We start from the raw sequence: 15,738 nt of genomic DNA, 5'->3' as shown, positions 1-15,738 counted from the left end.
TTCTAAAAATGTCCTGTTTGCCGCCTCGTTTATATCAACATTAATAAAAGACCATAATGTCTAAATAAGCAACAATGACGGAATATAAAACAACCAGGGCCGGAAATAAAGCCCTGGTTGTCTGATTAAGGTAAAAGTTTAGATATGCGTGACGATTTCTTTAATGAGCGGCGGGCCTTTGAAAATAAAACCAGAATAAATTTGCACCAGCGAGGCGCCAGCCGCCATCTTCTCACGCGCAGCTATCACGGAGTCGATTCCGCCCACGCCAATAATCGGCAGGCGATCATTTAATTCGGCAGACAGGGCACGAATAATTTCAGTGCTTTTTAATTGTACCGGACGTCCGCTTAAGCCACCCGCTTCATCGCAATTTTTCATTCCCTGAACCAGGGAGCGATCGAGAGTCGTATTGGTTGCGATGACGCCATCAATATTATGGCGTACTAAACTATCGGCGACCTGGATCAATTCTTCTAAAGAAAGATCCGGCGCGATCTTAACCGCCACGGGAACATATTTATGGTGGATCGCCTGCAGCGCATTTTGTTTATTTTTAATGGCGCTCAGAAGATCGTCCAGCGCATCACCATATTGCAAAGAGCGCAGACCCGGGGTATTGGGTGAAGAAATATTCACCGCAATATAGCCGGCGTAGGCATAGACTTTTTCCATACAAATCAGATAGTCATCTTTACCCTGCTCGACGGGCGTGTCTTTATTTTTGCCAATATTGATACCCAAGACACCGTCAAAATGAGATTTTTTGACGTTCTCAACCAGATGATCCACGCCGAGGTTGTTGAAGCCCATGCGGTTGATCAGCCCTTCCGCCTCCACCAGGCGGAACAGGCGCGGCTTATCATTTCCCGGCTGCGGGCGCGGCGTGACGGTGCCGATTTCAATAGATCCAAAGCCCATCGCGCCCAGGGCATCAATGCACGCGCCATTTTTATCCAGACCGGCCGCCAGACCCAGTGGATTCTTAAACGTCAGGCCCATGCAGTGGACGGGTTTTTCCGGCACGTTTTGGCGCACCAGCGCGGCCAGAGGCGTGCCTGTAATACGACGTAATTGCTGGAATGTAAATTCATGAGCGCGCTCAGGATCGAGCTGGAAAAGGGCTTTACGAACGAAGGGGTAGTACATGAACTCTCCTGGATTCCCGGTGTGCAGACCGGGAGGGGATTATGTGCGATCCTGCCCGGAAAGGGAATTGACCTGTGGCAAAAAAACCAGCGTAAAACGCAATCGTTTACCTCGCCGCCCATTTCTTATGCACTTTTTCGCATTTTAATTGCAGATAAATCATTTAGTGGAATAACTCTGCAATGTCACACTCCTGAAAATTGTTATGAATGTTAGATAAAAGCAAACAATTGGTTATAAGGAGCAAACATGCGCGTCATTACTCTGGCCGGAAGTCCACGGTTTCCCTCTCGTTCCAGCGCGCTGCTGGAATACGCCCGCGAAAAGCTCAACGCCCTGGATGTCGAGGTGTGCCACTGGAATCTGCATAACTTCGAACCCGAAGATTTGCTCTACGCCCGTTTTGATAGCCCTGCGCTCAAGGCGCTGATTGAGCAGCTCAACGACGCTGACGGGCTTATTGTGGCAACGCCCATATATAAAGCCTCCTTTTCAGGCGCGCTAAAAACGCTGCTGGATCTGCTTCCCGAGCGAGCCCTGGACGGCAAGGTTGTACTGCCCCTGGCAACCGGCGGTACGGTAGCCCATCTGCTGGCGGTGGATTATGCCCTGAAGCCCGTGCTCAATGCGTTAAAGGCGCAGGAAATCCTCCACGGCGTCTTTGCTGATGACTCGCAGGTCATCGACTACCAGCATAAACCCCACTTTACGCCGAATCTGCAAACTCGCCTCGATAACGCGCTGGAAACCTTCTGGCAGGCGCTGCACCGCAAAGACATTCAGGCACCGGCATACGGTCAACCGCAAGGAATCGCCCATGTTTAAGACATTAACCCGTATCGGCCTGGTCGGGCTGATGGCCCTCTCGTCCCTGGCTCAGGCGGCAGAAACCGCGCCAGAAAGCCTGCGCATCGGCTATCAAAAAGGCAGCGTCAGCATGGTGCTGGCGAAAAGCCATCAGCTGCTGGAGAAGCGCTACCCGGACACCAAATTCTCCTGGGTGGAGTTTCCCGCAGGCCCACAGATGCTGGAGGCATTAAACGTCGGCAGTATTGATTTGGGCAGCACGGGCGACATACCGCCTATCTTTGCGCAGGCTGCCGGGGCGGACCTGGTTTACGTGGGCGTCGAACCCGCAAAGCCAAAAGCCGAAGTCATTCTGGTGCCTGAAAACAGTGAGATCAAAACCGTCGCCGATCTTAAAGGGCATAAAGTTGCTTTCCAGAAAGGTTCCAGCTCACACAACCTGCTGCTGCGTGCCCTGCAAGAAGCCGGGCTCAAGTTCACCGACATTCAGCCTGTTTACCTGACGCCTGCCGACGCGCGCGCCGCATTCCAGCAGAAGAATGTTGATGCCTGGGCCATCTGGGATCCGTACTACTCCGCCGCATTACTGCAGGGCGGCGTTCGCGTGCTGAAAGACGGTACCACGCTGAAGCAGACCGGCTCGTTCTACCTGGCCGCACGTCCTTATGCGGAAAAGAACGGCGCGTTTATTCAGGGCGTACTGGATACCTTTACCCAGGCCGATGCGCTGACCCAAAGCCAGCGTCAGGAGAGTATTGCCCTGCTGGCGAAAACCATGGGCTTGCCTGAGCCGGTGATTGCGAGCTATCTCAACCACCGTCCGCCGACCACCATTACCCCCGTGGATGCGCACGTCGCCGCGCTTCAGCAGCAAACCGCCGATCTCTTTTATCAAAATCATCTGGTGCCAAAGCAGGTCGATATTCGCGACCGCATCTGGCAGCCCGCAGGCAAAGAAGGAGCCAAATCATGAGTCTGAATCTATTCTGGTTTTTACCCACCCACGGTGATGGGCACTACCTTGGCACTGAAGAGGGCTCACGTCCGGTTGACCACGGCTATCTCCAGCAGATTGCGCAGGCCGCAGACCGAATCGGCTTTACCGGAGTGCTGATCCCAACGGGCCGCTCCTGTGAAGATGCCTGGCTGGTTGCCGCTTCAATGATCCCCGTCACCCAGCGCCTGAAGTTCCTGGTTGCCCTTCGCCCGAGCGTTGTCTCCCCCACCGTGGCGGCGCGTCAGGCGGCAACGCTGGACAGGCTGTCAAACGGACGCGCGCTGTTCAACCTGGTTACCGGCAGCGATCCGCAGGAGCTGGCGGGCGACGGCGTGTTCCTCGATCACACCGAGCGCTATGAAGCCTCAGCCGAGTTCACCCGCGTCTGGCGGCGTCTGCTGGAAGGTGAAACCGTCACCTTTGAAGGCAAACATATTCACGTTCGCGACGCGAAGCTCTACTTCCCGCCGGTACAGCAGCCGCGCCCTCCCCTCTATTTCGGCGGGTCATCGGATGTGGCGCAAGATCTGGCAGCAGAGCAGGTTGACCTCTATCTCACCTGGGGCGAGCCGCCGGAGCTTGTCAAAGAGAAAATTGAGCAGGTGCGCGCCAAAGCCGCCGCGCACGGCCGTAAGGTACGCTTCGGCATTCGTCTGCACGTGATTGTGCGCGAAACCAACGAGGAAGCCTGGCGGGCAGCCGACCGTTTAATCTCCCATCTTGACGATGAGACCATTTCTAAAGCGCAGGCCGCGTTTGCCAAAACCGACTCCGTTGGACAGCACCGGATGGCGTCGCTGCATAACGGCAAGCGCGAAAACCTGGAGATCGCCCCGAATCTGTGGGCGGGCGTCGGCCTCGTTCGCGGCGGCGCGGGAACTGCACTCGTAGGCGATGGCCCTACCGTCGCAGCGCGTATTAATGAATACGCTGACCTGGGCATCGACAGCTTTATTCTCTCCGGTTATCCGCATCTCGAAGAGGCGTACAAGGTGGGTGAACTGCTGTTCCCGCATCTGGATGTCGCCATCCCGGACGTTCCGCAGCCCCAGCCGCTTCAGTCTCAGGGCGAAGCGGTAGCTAACGAATTTATTCCGCGAAAAGCCGCGCAAAGCTAAGGAGTCACCATGTCTGCCACCTCACAAAAATGGCTGCTGCGCGCCGCCCCCTGGTTTTTGCCCGTCGGCATTATTGCTGTCTGGCAGCTTGCGTCGTCCACCGGCTGGCTGTCGAGCCGCATTCTGCCCTCTCCTGAGGGCGTTGTAGAGGCGTTCTGGTCGCTAAGCGTGAGCGGTGAGCTGTGGCAGCATCTGGCGATCAGCTCGTGGCGCGCGCTGATTGGCTTTTCCATCGGCGGCAGCATAGGCCTGGTGCTGGGCCTGATCAGCGGGCTTTCCCGCTGGGGCGAGCGGCTGCTGGATACCTCCATTCAGATGCTGCGCAACGTGCCGCATCTGGCGCTGATCCCGCTGGTTATCCTGTGGTTTGGTATTGATGAAAGCGCCAAGATCTTCCTCGTGGCGCTGGGCACGCTGTTCCCGATTTATATCAACACCTGGCACGGCATCCGCAATATCGATCGCGGTCTGGTCGAGATGGCGCGCAGCTACGGCTTATCGGGTTTTTCCCTCTTTATACACGTGATCCTGCCGGGTGCCCTGCCCTCCATCATGGTTGGGGTGCGTTTTGCGCTCGGCCTGATGTGGCTAACGCTGATTGTGGCGGAGACCATCTCGGCCAACTCGGGCATCGGCTATCTGGCGATGAACGCCCGGGAATTCCTGCAAACCGACGTGGTGGTGGTTGCCATTATTCTTTATGCCCTGCTCGGCAAACTTGCCGACGTTAGCGCCCAGTGGCTGGAGCGCAGCTGGCTGCGCTGGAACCCGGCCTACACTCTTCAGGAGGCGAAAGCATGAATACAGCACGACTGAACCAGGGGACGCCGCTGCTGCTGAACGGCGTCACCAAACGCTACGGCGAAAACACCATTCTGAACGGGCTGGATCTGCATATTCCCGCCGGGCAGTTTGTGGCCGTAGTCGGCCGCAGCGGTGGCGGCAAAAGCACCCTGCTGCGTCTTTTGGCCGGGCTTGAGGCGCCTAACGGCGGTGAAATCCTGGCAGGAACAACGCCGCTGGCGAAGATTCAGGATGACACGCGCATGATGTTCCAGGACGCGCGACTCCTGCCGTGGAAAACGGTTATCGACAACGTTGGCCTGGGGCTGAAAGGAAGCTGGCGGGATAGCGCACGTCAGGCGCTGGCCGCCGTCGGGCTGGAAAACCGTGCCGGGGAGTGGCCTGCGGCGCTGTCGGGCGGACAAAAACAGCGCGTGGCGCTGGCGCGGGCGCTGATACACCGTCCGGGCCTGCTGCTACTCGATGAACCGCTCGGTGCGCTCGATGCCCTGACGCGAATCGAGATGCAGGATTTGATTGAGTCCCTCTGGCAAGACCATGGGTTTACCGTGCTTTTAGTGACGCACGACGTCAGCGAAGCGGTGGCGATGGCGGACAGGGTGCTGCTCATAGAAGAAGGGAAAATCGGGTTGGATCTGACGGTAGATATCCCGCGGCCTCGTCGCGTAGGCTCGGCAAGGCTGGCGGAACTGGAAGCGGAGGTATTGGATCGGGTGATGAAGCGCGGGGTGAGCGAGCGCGCGTTGATTACGGCTAATGCCTGATGCCCTCACCCCGGCCCTCTCCCACAGGGAGAGGGAGGGTTAAGCTTTCTATCAGGCCAGCGCCTTAGCAATCTTCTCGTACAGATCGCCAGACAGGTTTTCCAGCCCTTTCAACTGCTCAAGCGCGGCGCGCATCTTCGCCTGACGCTGCGCGTCGTAGCGTTTCAGGCGGATCAGCGGCTCAATCAGACGAGACGCCACCTGCGGGTTACGGCTGTTCAGCTCGGTCAGCATTTCCACCATGAACTGATATCCGCTGCCGTCTTCCGCGTGGAAAGCGGCCGGGTTGCTGCTGGCAAACGCGCCAATCAGGGAGCGGACGCGGTTCGGGTTGCTCATGGTGAACGAGCGGTGCTTCAGCAGGCCGCGGACGGTGCTCAGCACATCGGCTGACGGGCTGGTGGACTGCAGAATAAACCACTTATCCATCACCAGACCATCCTGATGCCACTTATCATCGTACTCCTGCATCAGCGCATCGCGGCACGGCAGCTCGGCGGCAACGCTTGCGGCCAGGGCAGCCAGCGCATCGGTCATGTTGTCTGCGTCGTGATACTGCTTGCTCACCAGGGCGTTTGCCAGCTCAACGTCACCGAAGGCAAGATAGCGCAGGCAGGTATTGCGCAGGGAACGTTTGCCGATATCCGCATGTTCCACGCGGTACGCATCCAGCCTGTTAGCGTTGTAAATGGCCAGGAACTCGTCCGCCAGCTCGGTGGCCAGCGTGCGGGTCAGCGCTTCACGCACCGCTACGATCGCAATCGGGTCGATGATGTCAAACAGCTCGGCAATTTCCGTCGCGGACGGCAACGTCAGAATTTCAGCCGCCAGCGCCGGATCGATGTTTTCGTCCAGCAGGATCGCGCGGAACGCATCGGCCACATGCACCGGCAGCGTCAGCGGCTGGCCCTGCTGGAAACGGTTCACGTTCAGCTTGATGTAGGTCGCCAGCAGGCTTTGCGCGGCGTCCCAGCGGGAGAAATCGTTGCGCGCGTGGCGCATCAGGAACGTCAGCTGTTGATCGCTCCACTTATACTCCAGCTTCACCGGCGCGGAGAACTCGCACAGCAGCGCTGGGACCGGCTGGAAGTAGACGTTATCAAAGATGAAGGTCTGCTCTGCCTGGGTCACGTTCAGCACCTGATGCACCGGGTGGCCGCCCTTCTGCAGAGGGATAACTTTACCCTCGTTATCGTACAGCTCAATGCTGAACGGAATGTGCAGCGGATGTTTCTCTTCCTGCTCGGCCGTTGGCGGCGTGCGCTGGCTGATGGTCAGGGTGTACTGCTCGGTTTCCGGATTGTAGTCGTCTTTGACGGTCACGATCGGCGTGCCGGCCTGGCTGTACCAGCGGCGGAAGTGAGAGAGGTCGACATTGGACGCGTCTTCCATCGCCTGCACAAAGTCGTCGCAGGTGGCGGCGCTGCCGTCGTGACGTTCGAAGTACAGCTGCATCCCTTTCTGGAAGTTCTCTTCGCCCAGCAGGGTGTGGATCATGCGGATAATTTCAGCGCCCTTCTCGTACACCGTCAGGGTATAGAAGTTGTTCATCTCGATGACTTTATCCGGGCGAATCGGGTGCGCCATCGGGCTGGCATCCTCTGCAAACTGCAGCCCGCGCATGGTGCGCACGTTGTTGATGCGGTTTACCGCGCGCGAACCCAGATCGGAGCTGAACTCCTGGTCGCGGAAGACGGTCAGGCCCTCTTTCAGGCTCAGCTGGAACCAGTCGCGGCAGGTCACGCGGTTACCGGTCCAGTTGTGGAAATACTCGTGGCCAATCACGCGTTCGATATCGAGGTAGTCTTTATCGGTTGCTGTGTCGGTGCGCGCCAGCACGTATTTGGAGTTAAAGACGTTAAGGCCTTTATTTTCCATCGCGCCCATGTTGAAGAAGTCGACGGCGACGATCATATAGATGTCGAGATCGTACTCGAGGCCGAAACGCTCCTCGTCCCACTTCATGGAGTTAATAAGGGACGTCATTGCCCACGGCGCACGGTCGAGATTACCGCGATCAACGAACAGCTCCAGCGCCACGTCGCGGCCTGAACGGGTTTTAAAGGTGTCGCGCAGCACGTCGAAGTCACCCGCCACCAGCGCAAACAGGTAGCACGGTTTCGGGAACGGATCCTGCCACTGCACCCAGTGACGGCCATTCTCCAGCTCGCCTTCGCCCACGCGGTTGCCGTTGGAGAGCAGGAACGGATACAAGGTTTTGTCGGCGATGATTTTGGTGGTGAAGCGCGCCAGCACGTCCGGGCGATCCAGATACCAGGTAATGTGGCGGAAGCCCTCGGCCTCACACTGCGTACACAGCGCCACGCCAGACTGGTAAAGCCCTTCCAGCGCGGTGTTAGCGGCCGGGCTAATTTCATTCACGATGCGCAGCGTAAAGCGTTCCGGCAGGCCGTTAATCACCAGCTGGTTGCCTTCTTCTTTATAGTCGGTCCAGGCTTCATCATTAACATGCAGGGAGACCAGCGTCAGGTCTTCACCATCCAGACGCAGCGGCACCGCAGTCGCGCTCTGGCGCGCTACCTGGCTGACCGCCGTCACAACGGTTTTGGTGGCATCCAGGTCAAAAGTCAGATCGATATCGCTAATCAGGTATTCCGGCGCACGGTAGTCGTGGCGGTATTTAGCTTGTGGCTGTTGTGTCATAGAAAACCTTATGCATCGTTTGTCGAGTAACGTTTCAATATATTCCTGTTGTGTAAAACGCGCTACGCAGAATGTTCATCTTTTCAGTTACAAACCCCTTTTTCGCTACATTTATATAACACGAGGCACGAAATGCTCTCGACCCTAAAGGCAGCTTATGTTGTGATCGGGGTTCAATAAATCACTAAAACAGGTATACTCCGGAGTTGTTTATTGTACTAAACGCTCCCGTGAGAGGATGCTACTGCGCACCTATGACTCAATTCGCTTCTCCTGTTCTGCATACGTTGCTGGATACCGACGCGTATAAACTGCATATGCAGCAAGCCGTTTTTCACCATTACCATGACGTCCACGTTGCGGCTGAATTTCGCTGCCGGGGCGACGACTTGCTGGGTATCTACGCAGACTCCATTCGTGAACAGGTCGATGCTATGCAGCATCTGACGCTGCAGGACGACGAATACCAGTGGCTTTCGGGCCTGCCCTTCTTCAAAGCCGACTATCTGAACTGGCTGCGCGATTTCCGCTATAAGCCGGAACAGGTCACCATTACCAATGACAACGGCAAGCTGGATATTCGCCTTCAGGGGCCGTGGCGTGAAGTGATCATGTGGGAAGTTCCGCTTCTGGCGGTGATCAGCGAGCTGGCGCATCGCTATCGCTCACCTGAGACCGGCGTGACGCAGGCGGTCGCCTCTCTGGAAAACAAGCTCGTTGAGTTTTCCCGGTTGACCGAAGGGCTGGATATGTCCCGCTTCCGCCTGATGGATTTTGGCACGCGCCGCCGCTTCTCCCGCGAGGTTCAGGAGGCGATCGTCAGACGCCTGCAACAGGAGCCGTGGTTTGTTGGCACCAGTAACTACGATCTGGCGCGTCGTCTCGATCTCACCCCGATGGGCACACAGGCGCACGAGTGGTTCCAGGCGCACCAGCAGATCAGCCCCGATCTCGCCAACAGCCAGCGCGCCGCGCTGGCCGCGTGGCTGGACGAATACCCGGATAAGCTGGGCATCGCCCTCACCGACTGCATTACGATGGATGCCTTCCTGCGCGACTTCGGCCCTGAGTTCGCCGAGCGCTATCAGGGATTACGTCATGACTCCGGGGACCCGGTGGAATGGGGTGAAAAAGCCATCGCCCATTACCAAAAATTGGGTATCGACCCGATGAGCAAGGTGCTGGTCTTCTCCGATAACCTCGATCTGTCGAAAGCCGTCGACCTTTACCGCCACTTCTCATCGCGGGTGAACCTGAGCTTCGGGATCGGTACGCGCCTGAGCTGCGACATCCCTCAGGTAAAACCGCTGAATATCGTCATTAAGCTGGTGGAATGTAACGGCAAGCCGGTGGCAAAACTCTCCGACAGCCCGGGCAAAACCATCTGCCATGACAAAGCGTTTGTACGCGCGTTACGCAAAGCCTTCGATCTGCCTCAGGTTAAAAAAGCCAGTTAACCGCCTCAGGGAGCCTTTATGGCTCCCCTTCCCTTATTTATTTCTTATTTCTTCTCTTAAGACTGCGAAATCTGCTTGTCTGATGCCAGATGCCAGGTAACATAGATATCCCCCCTACGTGGGCGGACAAGTGGTTATTTTTTCCGACTATTAACAGAGAGAATATTTATGAGCGTTGTGCCTGTAGCCGACGTACTCCAGGGCCGCGTCGCCGTTGACCAAGAAGTCACCGTGCGCGGATGGGTGCGTACTCGTCGAGATTCTAAAGCTGGTATCTCCTTCCTCGCCGTCTATGACGGTTCCTGCTTTGATCCTGTACAGGCCGTCATTAATAATTCTCTGCCCAATTACAATGATGACGTTCTGCACCTGACAACGGGCTGTTCCGTTATCGTTACCGGCGTTGTCGTGGCTTCACCGGGCCAGGGCCAGAGTTTCGAAATTCAGGCATCAGCCATTGAAGTGACCGGCTGGGTGGAAGATCCGGATACCTATCCGATGGCGGCTAAACGCCACAGCATCGAGTATCTGCGTGAAGTTGCGCACCTGCGTCCGCGTACCAACCTGATTGGTGCGGTTGCCCGCGTGCGCCACACTCTGGCCCAGGCGCTGCATCGCTTCTTCGATGAGCAGGGTTACTTCTGGGTGTCCACCCCGCTGATCACGGCTTCCGATACCGAAGGTGCCGGTGAAATGTTCCGCGTTTCTACGCTGGATATGGAAAACCTGCCGCGCACGCCGGAAGGCAAAGTGGACTATGACAAAGACTTCTTTGGTAAAGAGGCCTTCCTGACGGTTTCCGGCCAGCTCAACGGCGAAACTTACGCCTGCGCGCTGTCTAAGATCTACACCTTCGGCCCAACCTTCCGTGCTGAAAACTCGAACACCAGCCGTCACCTGGCGGAATTCTGGATGCTGGAGCCGGAAGTAGCATTTGCCGATCTGAACGATGTTGCCGGTCTGGCAGAAGCGATGCTGAAGTACGTGTTCAAAGCCGTTCTTGAAGAACGTGCTGACGACATGAAATTCTTCGCCGAGCGCGTCGACAACGATGCGATCGCTCGTCTGGAGCGCTTCGTCTCCGCTGACTTCGCGCAGGTAGACTATACCGACGCGGTCGCTATTCTCGAAAAATGCGGCGAGAAGTTTGAGAACCCGGTTTACTGGGGCGTGGATCTCTCTTCCGAGCACGAACGTTATCTGGCAGAGAAATACTTCAAAGCACCGGTTGTGGTCAAAAACTACCCGAAAGACATTAAGGCCTTCTATATGCGCCTTAACGAAGACGGTAAAACCGTTGCCGCGATGGACGTACTGGCTCCGGGCATTGGTGAAATCATCGGTGGCTCTCAGCGTGAAGAGCGTCTGGACGTGCTGGATGCCCGCATGGAAGAGATGGGGCTGAATCCGGCTGACTACGGCTGGTATCGCGATCTCCGCCGTTACGGCACCGTGCCGCACTCTGGTTTTGGTCTGGGCTTTGAACGCCTGATTGCCTATGTAACCGGCGTTCAGAACGTACGCGACGTGATTCCTTTCCCACGTACCCCGCGTAACGCCAGCTTCTAATCGACACAATTAATAATGGCCAGCAGACGCTGGCCATTATTTTATTCTGCTGTGTCAGTTTTCGTCAGCGAAAAGTCAGCATTTTTAAACCACAACCCCGTTACAACCACTACCTGTTACGTTTTATTTCCACGAAACACCTGTGAACAAAAAATAAACCGCACTCTCATTGCGTTTATTACATCCTCAAGCAATAGCACAAATTTCAGCCAATCTCTTAGCCATCCAGAAGTCTTTTTACGGTCATAAGAAAAAACCTGTCGTTTAACTTCTGTTGATATGAATTGCCTTTATCCAAATTAAACATAAGCAATTCATATATATAGGAATGATTTAGTCGTTTAATTAGCCAATCAGTTCTGAAATTTGAGGTGGTTCACAAAGTTCCCAAAAATACACATTTGGTTACACATAATTTCTTTTTATTACCGAATCTTGAGGATTGTAGCACTTTCAGGCTAGCGAAACGGTTCTATGAATGGAAAGATGCCTGTCAGATACATAAAGACACCAAACTCTCATCAATAGTTCCGGAAATATTTATTGACAGAATTTATTGACGGCAGTGGCGAGTGTCATAAAAAAACCAATGAGGGTAATAAATAATGATGAAGCGCAATATCCTGGCAGTGGTTATCCCTGCCCTGCTGGTAGCCGGTGCAGCAAACGCTGCAGAAATCTATAACAAAAACGGCAACAAACTGGACTTCTACGGTAAAGTTGTTGGTGAGCACGGCTTCACCACTTCTGGCGAACACAAAAACGCTGACTCCTCTTACGGCCAGATCGGCTTCAAAGGCGAAACTCAGATTAACGATGACCTGATCGGTTACGGTCAGTGGGAATACCGTGCGCGCGCTGGCGCTGCAGAAGGCGACCAGACCAACGTAACTCGTCTGGCATTCGCGGGTATCAAGGTTTCTGAAGCAGGTTCTCTGGACTACGGTCGTAACTACGGTATCGTTTACGACGTAGAATCTTACACCGATATGGCTCCGTCGTTCTCTGGCGAAACCTGGGGTGGCGGCTATGTTGATAACTACATGACCAGCCGTTCTACTGGCCTGCTGACCTACCGCAACAACAACTTCTTCGGTCTGGTTGATGGTCTGAACTTTGGCGTTCAGTATCAGGGTAAAAACGACCGTAGCGACCTGCGTAAAGCGAACGGTGACGGCGTTGGTCTGTCCCTGGGCTACGAGTTCGGCGAAGGCTTCGGTCTGATCGGTGCATACAGCACTGCAAACCGTACCCTGGACCAGAAAGAAGATGGTAAAGGCGATAAAGCTGAGTCCTGGGCAGTTGGCGCGAAATATGACGCGAACAACATCTACCTGGCGACCGTTTATGCTGAAACCCGCAACATGAGCATCCTGGGCGATAGCACTGCGACTGTGTACGATGTTGCTAACAAAACTCAGAACTTCGAAGTTATCGCACAGTACCAGTTCGACTTCGGCCTGCGTCCTTCCGTTTCTTACGTTCAGTCCAAAGGTAAAGACCTGAACGGCATCGGCGACCGTGACCTGGCGAAATACATCACCACCGGTGCGACTTACTACTTCAACAAGAACTTCAACGTGTACGGTGACTACCGCTTCAACCTGCTGGACGACAAAGATGCGTCCACCAGTTGGGTTGGCTCTGACAACCAGGCTACCGTTGGCGTAACCTACCAGTTCTAATCAGTACACCACGTTGTTATATGCTTAATGAACAGGGCTTCGGCCCTGTTTTTTTATGCCTGACAGAAAATAATGGCGACTTTTGAAAAGCCGCACGCTTTTCGTCGCAAACGGTTGGCATTTTGTAAATCTACCGTTAACCTGATAGCGGATTTCACTTCTGTAATCACAATGGAACTTCGTCATGTTTGAGAACATTACCGCCGCTCCTGCCGACCCTATTCTGGGCCTGGCCGATCTGTTTCGTGCCGACGACCGCCCTGGCAAAATCAACCTGGGTATTGGTGTATATAAAGATGAAACCGGCAAAACTCCGGTACTGACCAGCGTTAAGAAAGCCGAGCAGTATCTGCTGGAAAATGAAACCACCAAGAACTACCTCGGTATCGATGGTATCCCTGAGTTTGGTCGCTGCACCCAGGAACTGCTGTTCGGTAAAGGCAGCGAAATCGTGAGCAGCAAGCGCGCTCGCACAGCACAAACCCCTGGCGGTACCGGCGCGCTGCGCGTGGCGGCGGATTTCCTTGCAAAAAATACCTCTGTTAAGCGCGTATGGGTCAGCAACCCAAGCTGGCCGAACCACAAGAGCGTGTTTAACTCTGCGGGTCTGGAAGTGCGCGAATATGCTTACTACGATGCGGCAAACCACTCTCTCGACTTTGACGGCCTGTTGGCCAGCCTGAGCGAAGCGCAGGCGGGTGACGTGGTGCTGTTCCACGGCTGCTGCCATAACCCAACCGGTATTGATCCAACGCTTGAGCAGTGGGAACACCTGGCTAAACTTTCCGTAGAAAAAGGCTGGCTGCCGCTGTTCGACTTTGCGTACCAGGGCTTTGCTCGTGGTCTGGAAGAAGATGCTGAAGGCCTGCGCGCATTCGCTGCAGTGCATCAGGAACTGATTGTTGCGAGTTCTTATTCCAAGAACTTTGGCCTGTACAACGAGCGTGTAGGTGCCTGTACGCTGGTTGCGGCAAACGAAGAGACCGTCGATCGTGCGTTCAGCCAGATGAAGTCCGTGATCCGCGCTAACTACTCTAACCCACCGGCACACGGTGCGTCCGTTGTTGCTACTATTCTGAGCAACGATGCCCTGCGCGCGATCTGGGAGCAAGAGCTGAACGATATGCGCCAGCGCATTCAGCGCATGCGCCTGCTGTTTGTGAACACTCTGGCAGAGAAAGGCGCTGACCGCGACTTCAGCTTCATCATCAAGCAGAACGGCATGTTCTCCTTCAGCGGCCTGACCAAAGAGCAGGTTCTGCGTCTGCGCGAAGAGTTTGGCGTGTACGCCGTAGCGTCTGGCCGCGTGAACGTTGCAGGCATGACCCCTGATAACATGGCGCCGCTGTGCGAAGCGATTGTCGCCGTACTGTAATTTACGCTCATAAAAAAAGCCTGCGTTATGCAGGCTTTTTTATTTCATCCGATTTACCAGACAGGCATCTCATCCTGAAGGAAGGGGTTATGCAACCGCTCGTAGCCCAGCGTTGACATTGGCCCATGACCCGGGATAAACGTCACGTCATCGCCCAGCGGCAATAGCTTCTGTTTAATCGACTGGATCAGCTGACCGTGATCGCCGCGTGGGAAATCGCTGCGTCCTACGCCGCCTTTGAAAATCACATCGCCGGAAATCAGCAGACGCGACTGGTCGTCAAAGAAGACGATATGGCCTGGCGTATGCCCAGGACAATGCAACACCTGTAAAGTCACATTCCCTACGTTAACGCGCTCTCCTTCGTTCAGCCAACGATCGGGCGTCAATGGCAGACACTCATCAAGGCCAAACATGCGGCTTTGGGCAGGTAAACCCTGCAGCCAGAACTCATCTTCTTTTTCCGGGCCGATCGTCGGCACGCCGTAGTATTCAGCCAGTTCAGCCGCTGCGCCCACATGATCGAGATGACCATGAGTGAGAAGGATCTGCATCAGCGTAACGCCGCTTGCAGCAACCTCCTGCTTGATTTTCTCGGCGTCACCACCGGGATCGACAAGCGCGGCCAGTTTGGTTTGCTCGCACCAGATTAATGAACAATTCTGGGAGAACGCGGTAACCGGAATAATACGATAGTTCATACTGCTCCTGTGTTTCGTTATTACCAGTGCCTTACCGGACCGGTATCAATATGCACAAAGTTGCTACGTGGGTAATATCCTACACCACCTGCACGCATAGATAACGCAGCTTTGCGAATATTGGCTAACGAAACGCCTTCAATATGGAAATCCATTGCCTGCCCCTTGGTGTGATAGCTTTTTTTCGCTACCCCACGGCTGTGGGCACGCAGTTCATTATTGGTATCCAGAGAACGGTATCCAGAAATGAGCTGCACAGGCTTGCTGGTTCCCAGCAGGCCCTGAAGGCGGAATAACTGATCGAATAATCCTGGGTCGATGGCCTTAATTTTATTCGCGCGGAAGTCGCGGAAAAAATGATTTAACCTTGCTAATTCATCCTGAATATAGCCTCTGCCATCGAAGAACTCCGCTTTAAGCGACTCACCGGTGTGAAGATTGTTGAGCGTCAAAATACGCGGACGTGGTGTCGAGAGGGTGGCAAATGCTGGCGTCGGAAGGATGGCGGCTGCGCCCAGCGCAACGCCACCTAACGCCAGCAGTTTGCGGCGATTAGCGTCAAATTTGTCCATGATAATCAGGTCTACAGGTCAATGAAATCGTCAATATGCTTAGCGCACGAAGGGCACCTTAACTGGCAAAGCCTGG

General features: G+C 55.1%; 13 protein-coding genes. 9 read left to right on the top strand and 4 right to left on the bottom strand.

Annotated features, from left to right (window positions below; all coding sequences use genetic code 11):
- Positions 1-138: 138 nt before the first annotated feature.
- On the bottom strand, positions 139-1,149 hold the full coding sequence (pyrD, locus tag VPX56_RS08200) for a quinone-dependent dihydroorotate dehydrogenase (RefSeq protein ID WP_326471021.1): 1,011 nt from the start codon (positions 1,147-1,149) through the stop codon (positions 139-141).
- Between the two features lie 249 nt (positions 1,150-1,398).
- Here pyrD and ssuE point away from each other — a divergent pair, with 249 nt between their 5' ends.
- From ssuE to ssuB, 5 genes are read left to right on the top strand one after another with little or no spacing between them, the layout of a single operon-like run.
- Positions 1,399-1,974 carry an NADPH-dependent FMN reductase gene (gene ssuE, locus VPX56_RS08195; protein ID WP_131635536.1) on the top strand — a complete coding sequence of 192 codons (576 nt, stop codon included), beginning with the start codon at positions 1,399-1,401 and terminating at the stop codon, positions 1,972-1,974.
- Positions 1,967-2,929 carry a sulfonate ABC transporter substrate-binding protein gene (locus VPX56_RS08190; RefSeq protein WP_131635537.1) on the top strand — a complete coding sequence of 321 codons (963 nt, stop codon included), beginning with the start codon at positions 1,967-1,969 and terminating at the stop codon, positions 2,927-2,929. Before ssuE ends, VPX56_RS08190 begins: the two co-directional genes overlap by 8 nt.
- A complete protein-coding gene (gene ssuD / locus VPX56_RS08185; protein WP_326471018.1) occupies positions 2,926-4,071 on the top strand; it encodes an FMNH2-dependent alkanesulfonate monooxygenase in 1,146 nt (381 codons plus the stop codon). Before VPX56_RS08190 ends, ssuD begins: the two co-directional genes overlap by 4 nt.
- A 9-nt stretch (positions 4,072-4,080) precedes the next feature.
- Positions 4,081-4,872 (top strand): aliphatic sulfonate ABC transporter permease SsuC, encoded by a 792-nt coding sequence (ssuC, locus tag VPX56_RS08180; RefSeq protein ID WP_326471016.1) that lies wholly within the window; start codon positions 4,081-4,083, stop codon positions 4,870-4,872.
- Positions 4,869-5,639, top strand: a complete 771-nt coding sequence (gene ssuB, locus VPX56_RS08175; RefSeq protein ID WP_263609173.1) for an aliphatic sulfonates ABC transporter ATP-binding protein — start codon at positions 4,869-4,871, stop codon at positions 5,637-5,639. The genes ssuC and ssuB overlap by 4 nt, the downstream gene beginning before the upstream one ends.
- Positions 5,640-5,690: 51 nt before the next feature.
- On the opposite strand, the gene pepN is transcribed toward ssuB, so the two are convergent.
- Complete coding sequence (gene pepN, locus VPX56_RS08170; protein ID WP_131635541.1) at positions 5,691-8,303, bottom strand: aminopeptidase N; 2,613 nt, start codon at positions 8,301-8,303, stop codon at positions 5,691-5,693.
- A gap of 254 nt (positions 8,304-8,557) precedes the next feature.
- Here pepN and pncB point away from each other — a divergent pair, with 254 nt between their 5' ends.
- From pncB to VPX56_RS08150, 4 genes are all read left to right on the top strand, one after another.
- Positions 8,558-9,760 (top strand): nicotinate phosphoribosyltransferase, encoded by a 1,203-nt coding sequence (pncB, locus tag VPX56_RS08165; RefSeq protein WP_326471012.1) that lies wholly within the window; start codon positions 8,558-8,560, stop codon positions 9,758-9,760.
- Between the two features lie 168 nt (positions 9,761-9,928).
- Positions 9,929-11,329, top strand: coding sequence for an asparagine--tRNA ligase (gene asnS / locus VPX56_RS08160; RefSeq protein WP_326471010.1), 1,401 nt, complete (start codon positions 9,929-9,931; stop codon positions 11,327-11,329).
- A gap of 605 nt (positions 11,330-11,934) precedes the next feature.
- Entirely contained in the window at positions 11,935-13,014 is a 1,080-nt protein-coding gene (locus tag VPX56_RS08155; RefSeq protein WP_131635543.1) for a porin, read from the top strand.
- A gap of 184 nt (positions 13,015-13,198) precedes the next feature.
- Positions 13,199-14,389, top strand: coding sequence for an amino acid aminotransferase (locus VPX56_RS08150; RefSeq protein ID WP_047648166.1), 1,191 nt, complete (start codon positions 13,199-13,201; stop codon positions 14,387-14,389).
- Positions 14,390-14,442: 53 nt separating this feature from the next.
- Here VPX56_RS08150 and VPX56_RS08145 read toward each other — a convergent pair whose 3' ends face one another.
- Complete coding sequence (locus tag VPX56_RS08145; RefSeq protein ID WP_326471007.1) at positions 14,443-15,090, bottom strand: MBL fold metallo-hydrolase; 648 nt, start codon at positions 15,088-15,090, stop codon at positions 14,443-14,445.
- Between the two features lie 20 nt (positions 15,091-15,110).
- Entirely contained in the window at positions 15,111-15,662 is a 552-nt protein-coding gene (locus VPX56_RS08140) for a peptidoglycan L,D-endopeptidase MepK (RefSeq protein WP_100165162.1), read from the bottom strand.
- Positions 15,663-15,738 lie beyond the last annotated feature (76 nt).

The organism is Enterobacter wuhouensis (assembly GCF_035835995.1).
GTDB lineage: Bacteria > Pseudomonadota > Gammaproteobacteria > Enterobacterales > Enterobacteriaceae > Enterobacter > Enterobacter wuhouensis.
Note: the sequence above shows the minus strand (reverse complement) of the source record. Positions and strands in the feature narration are given on the sequence as shown.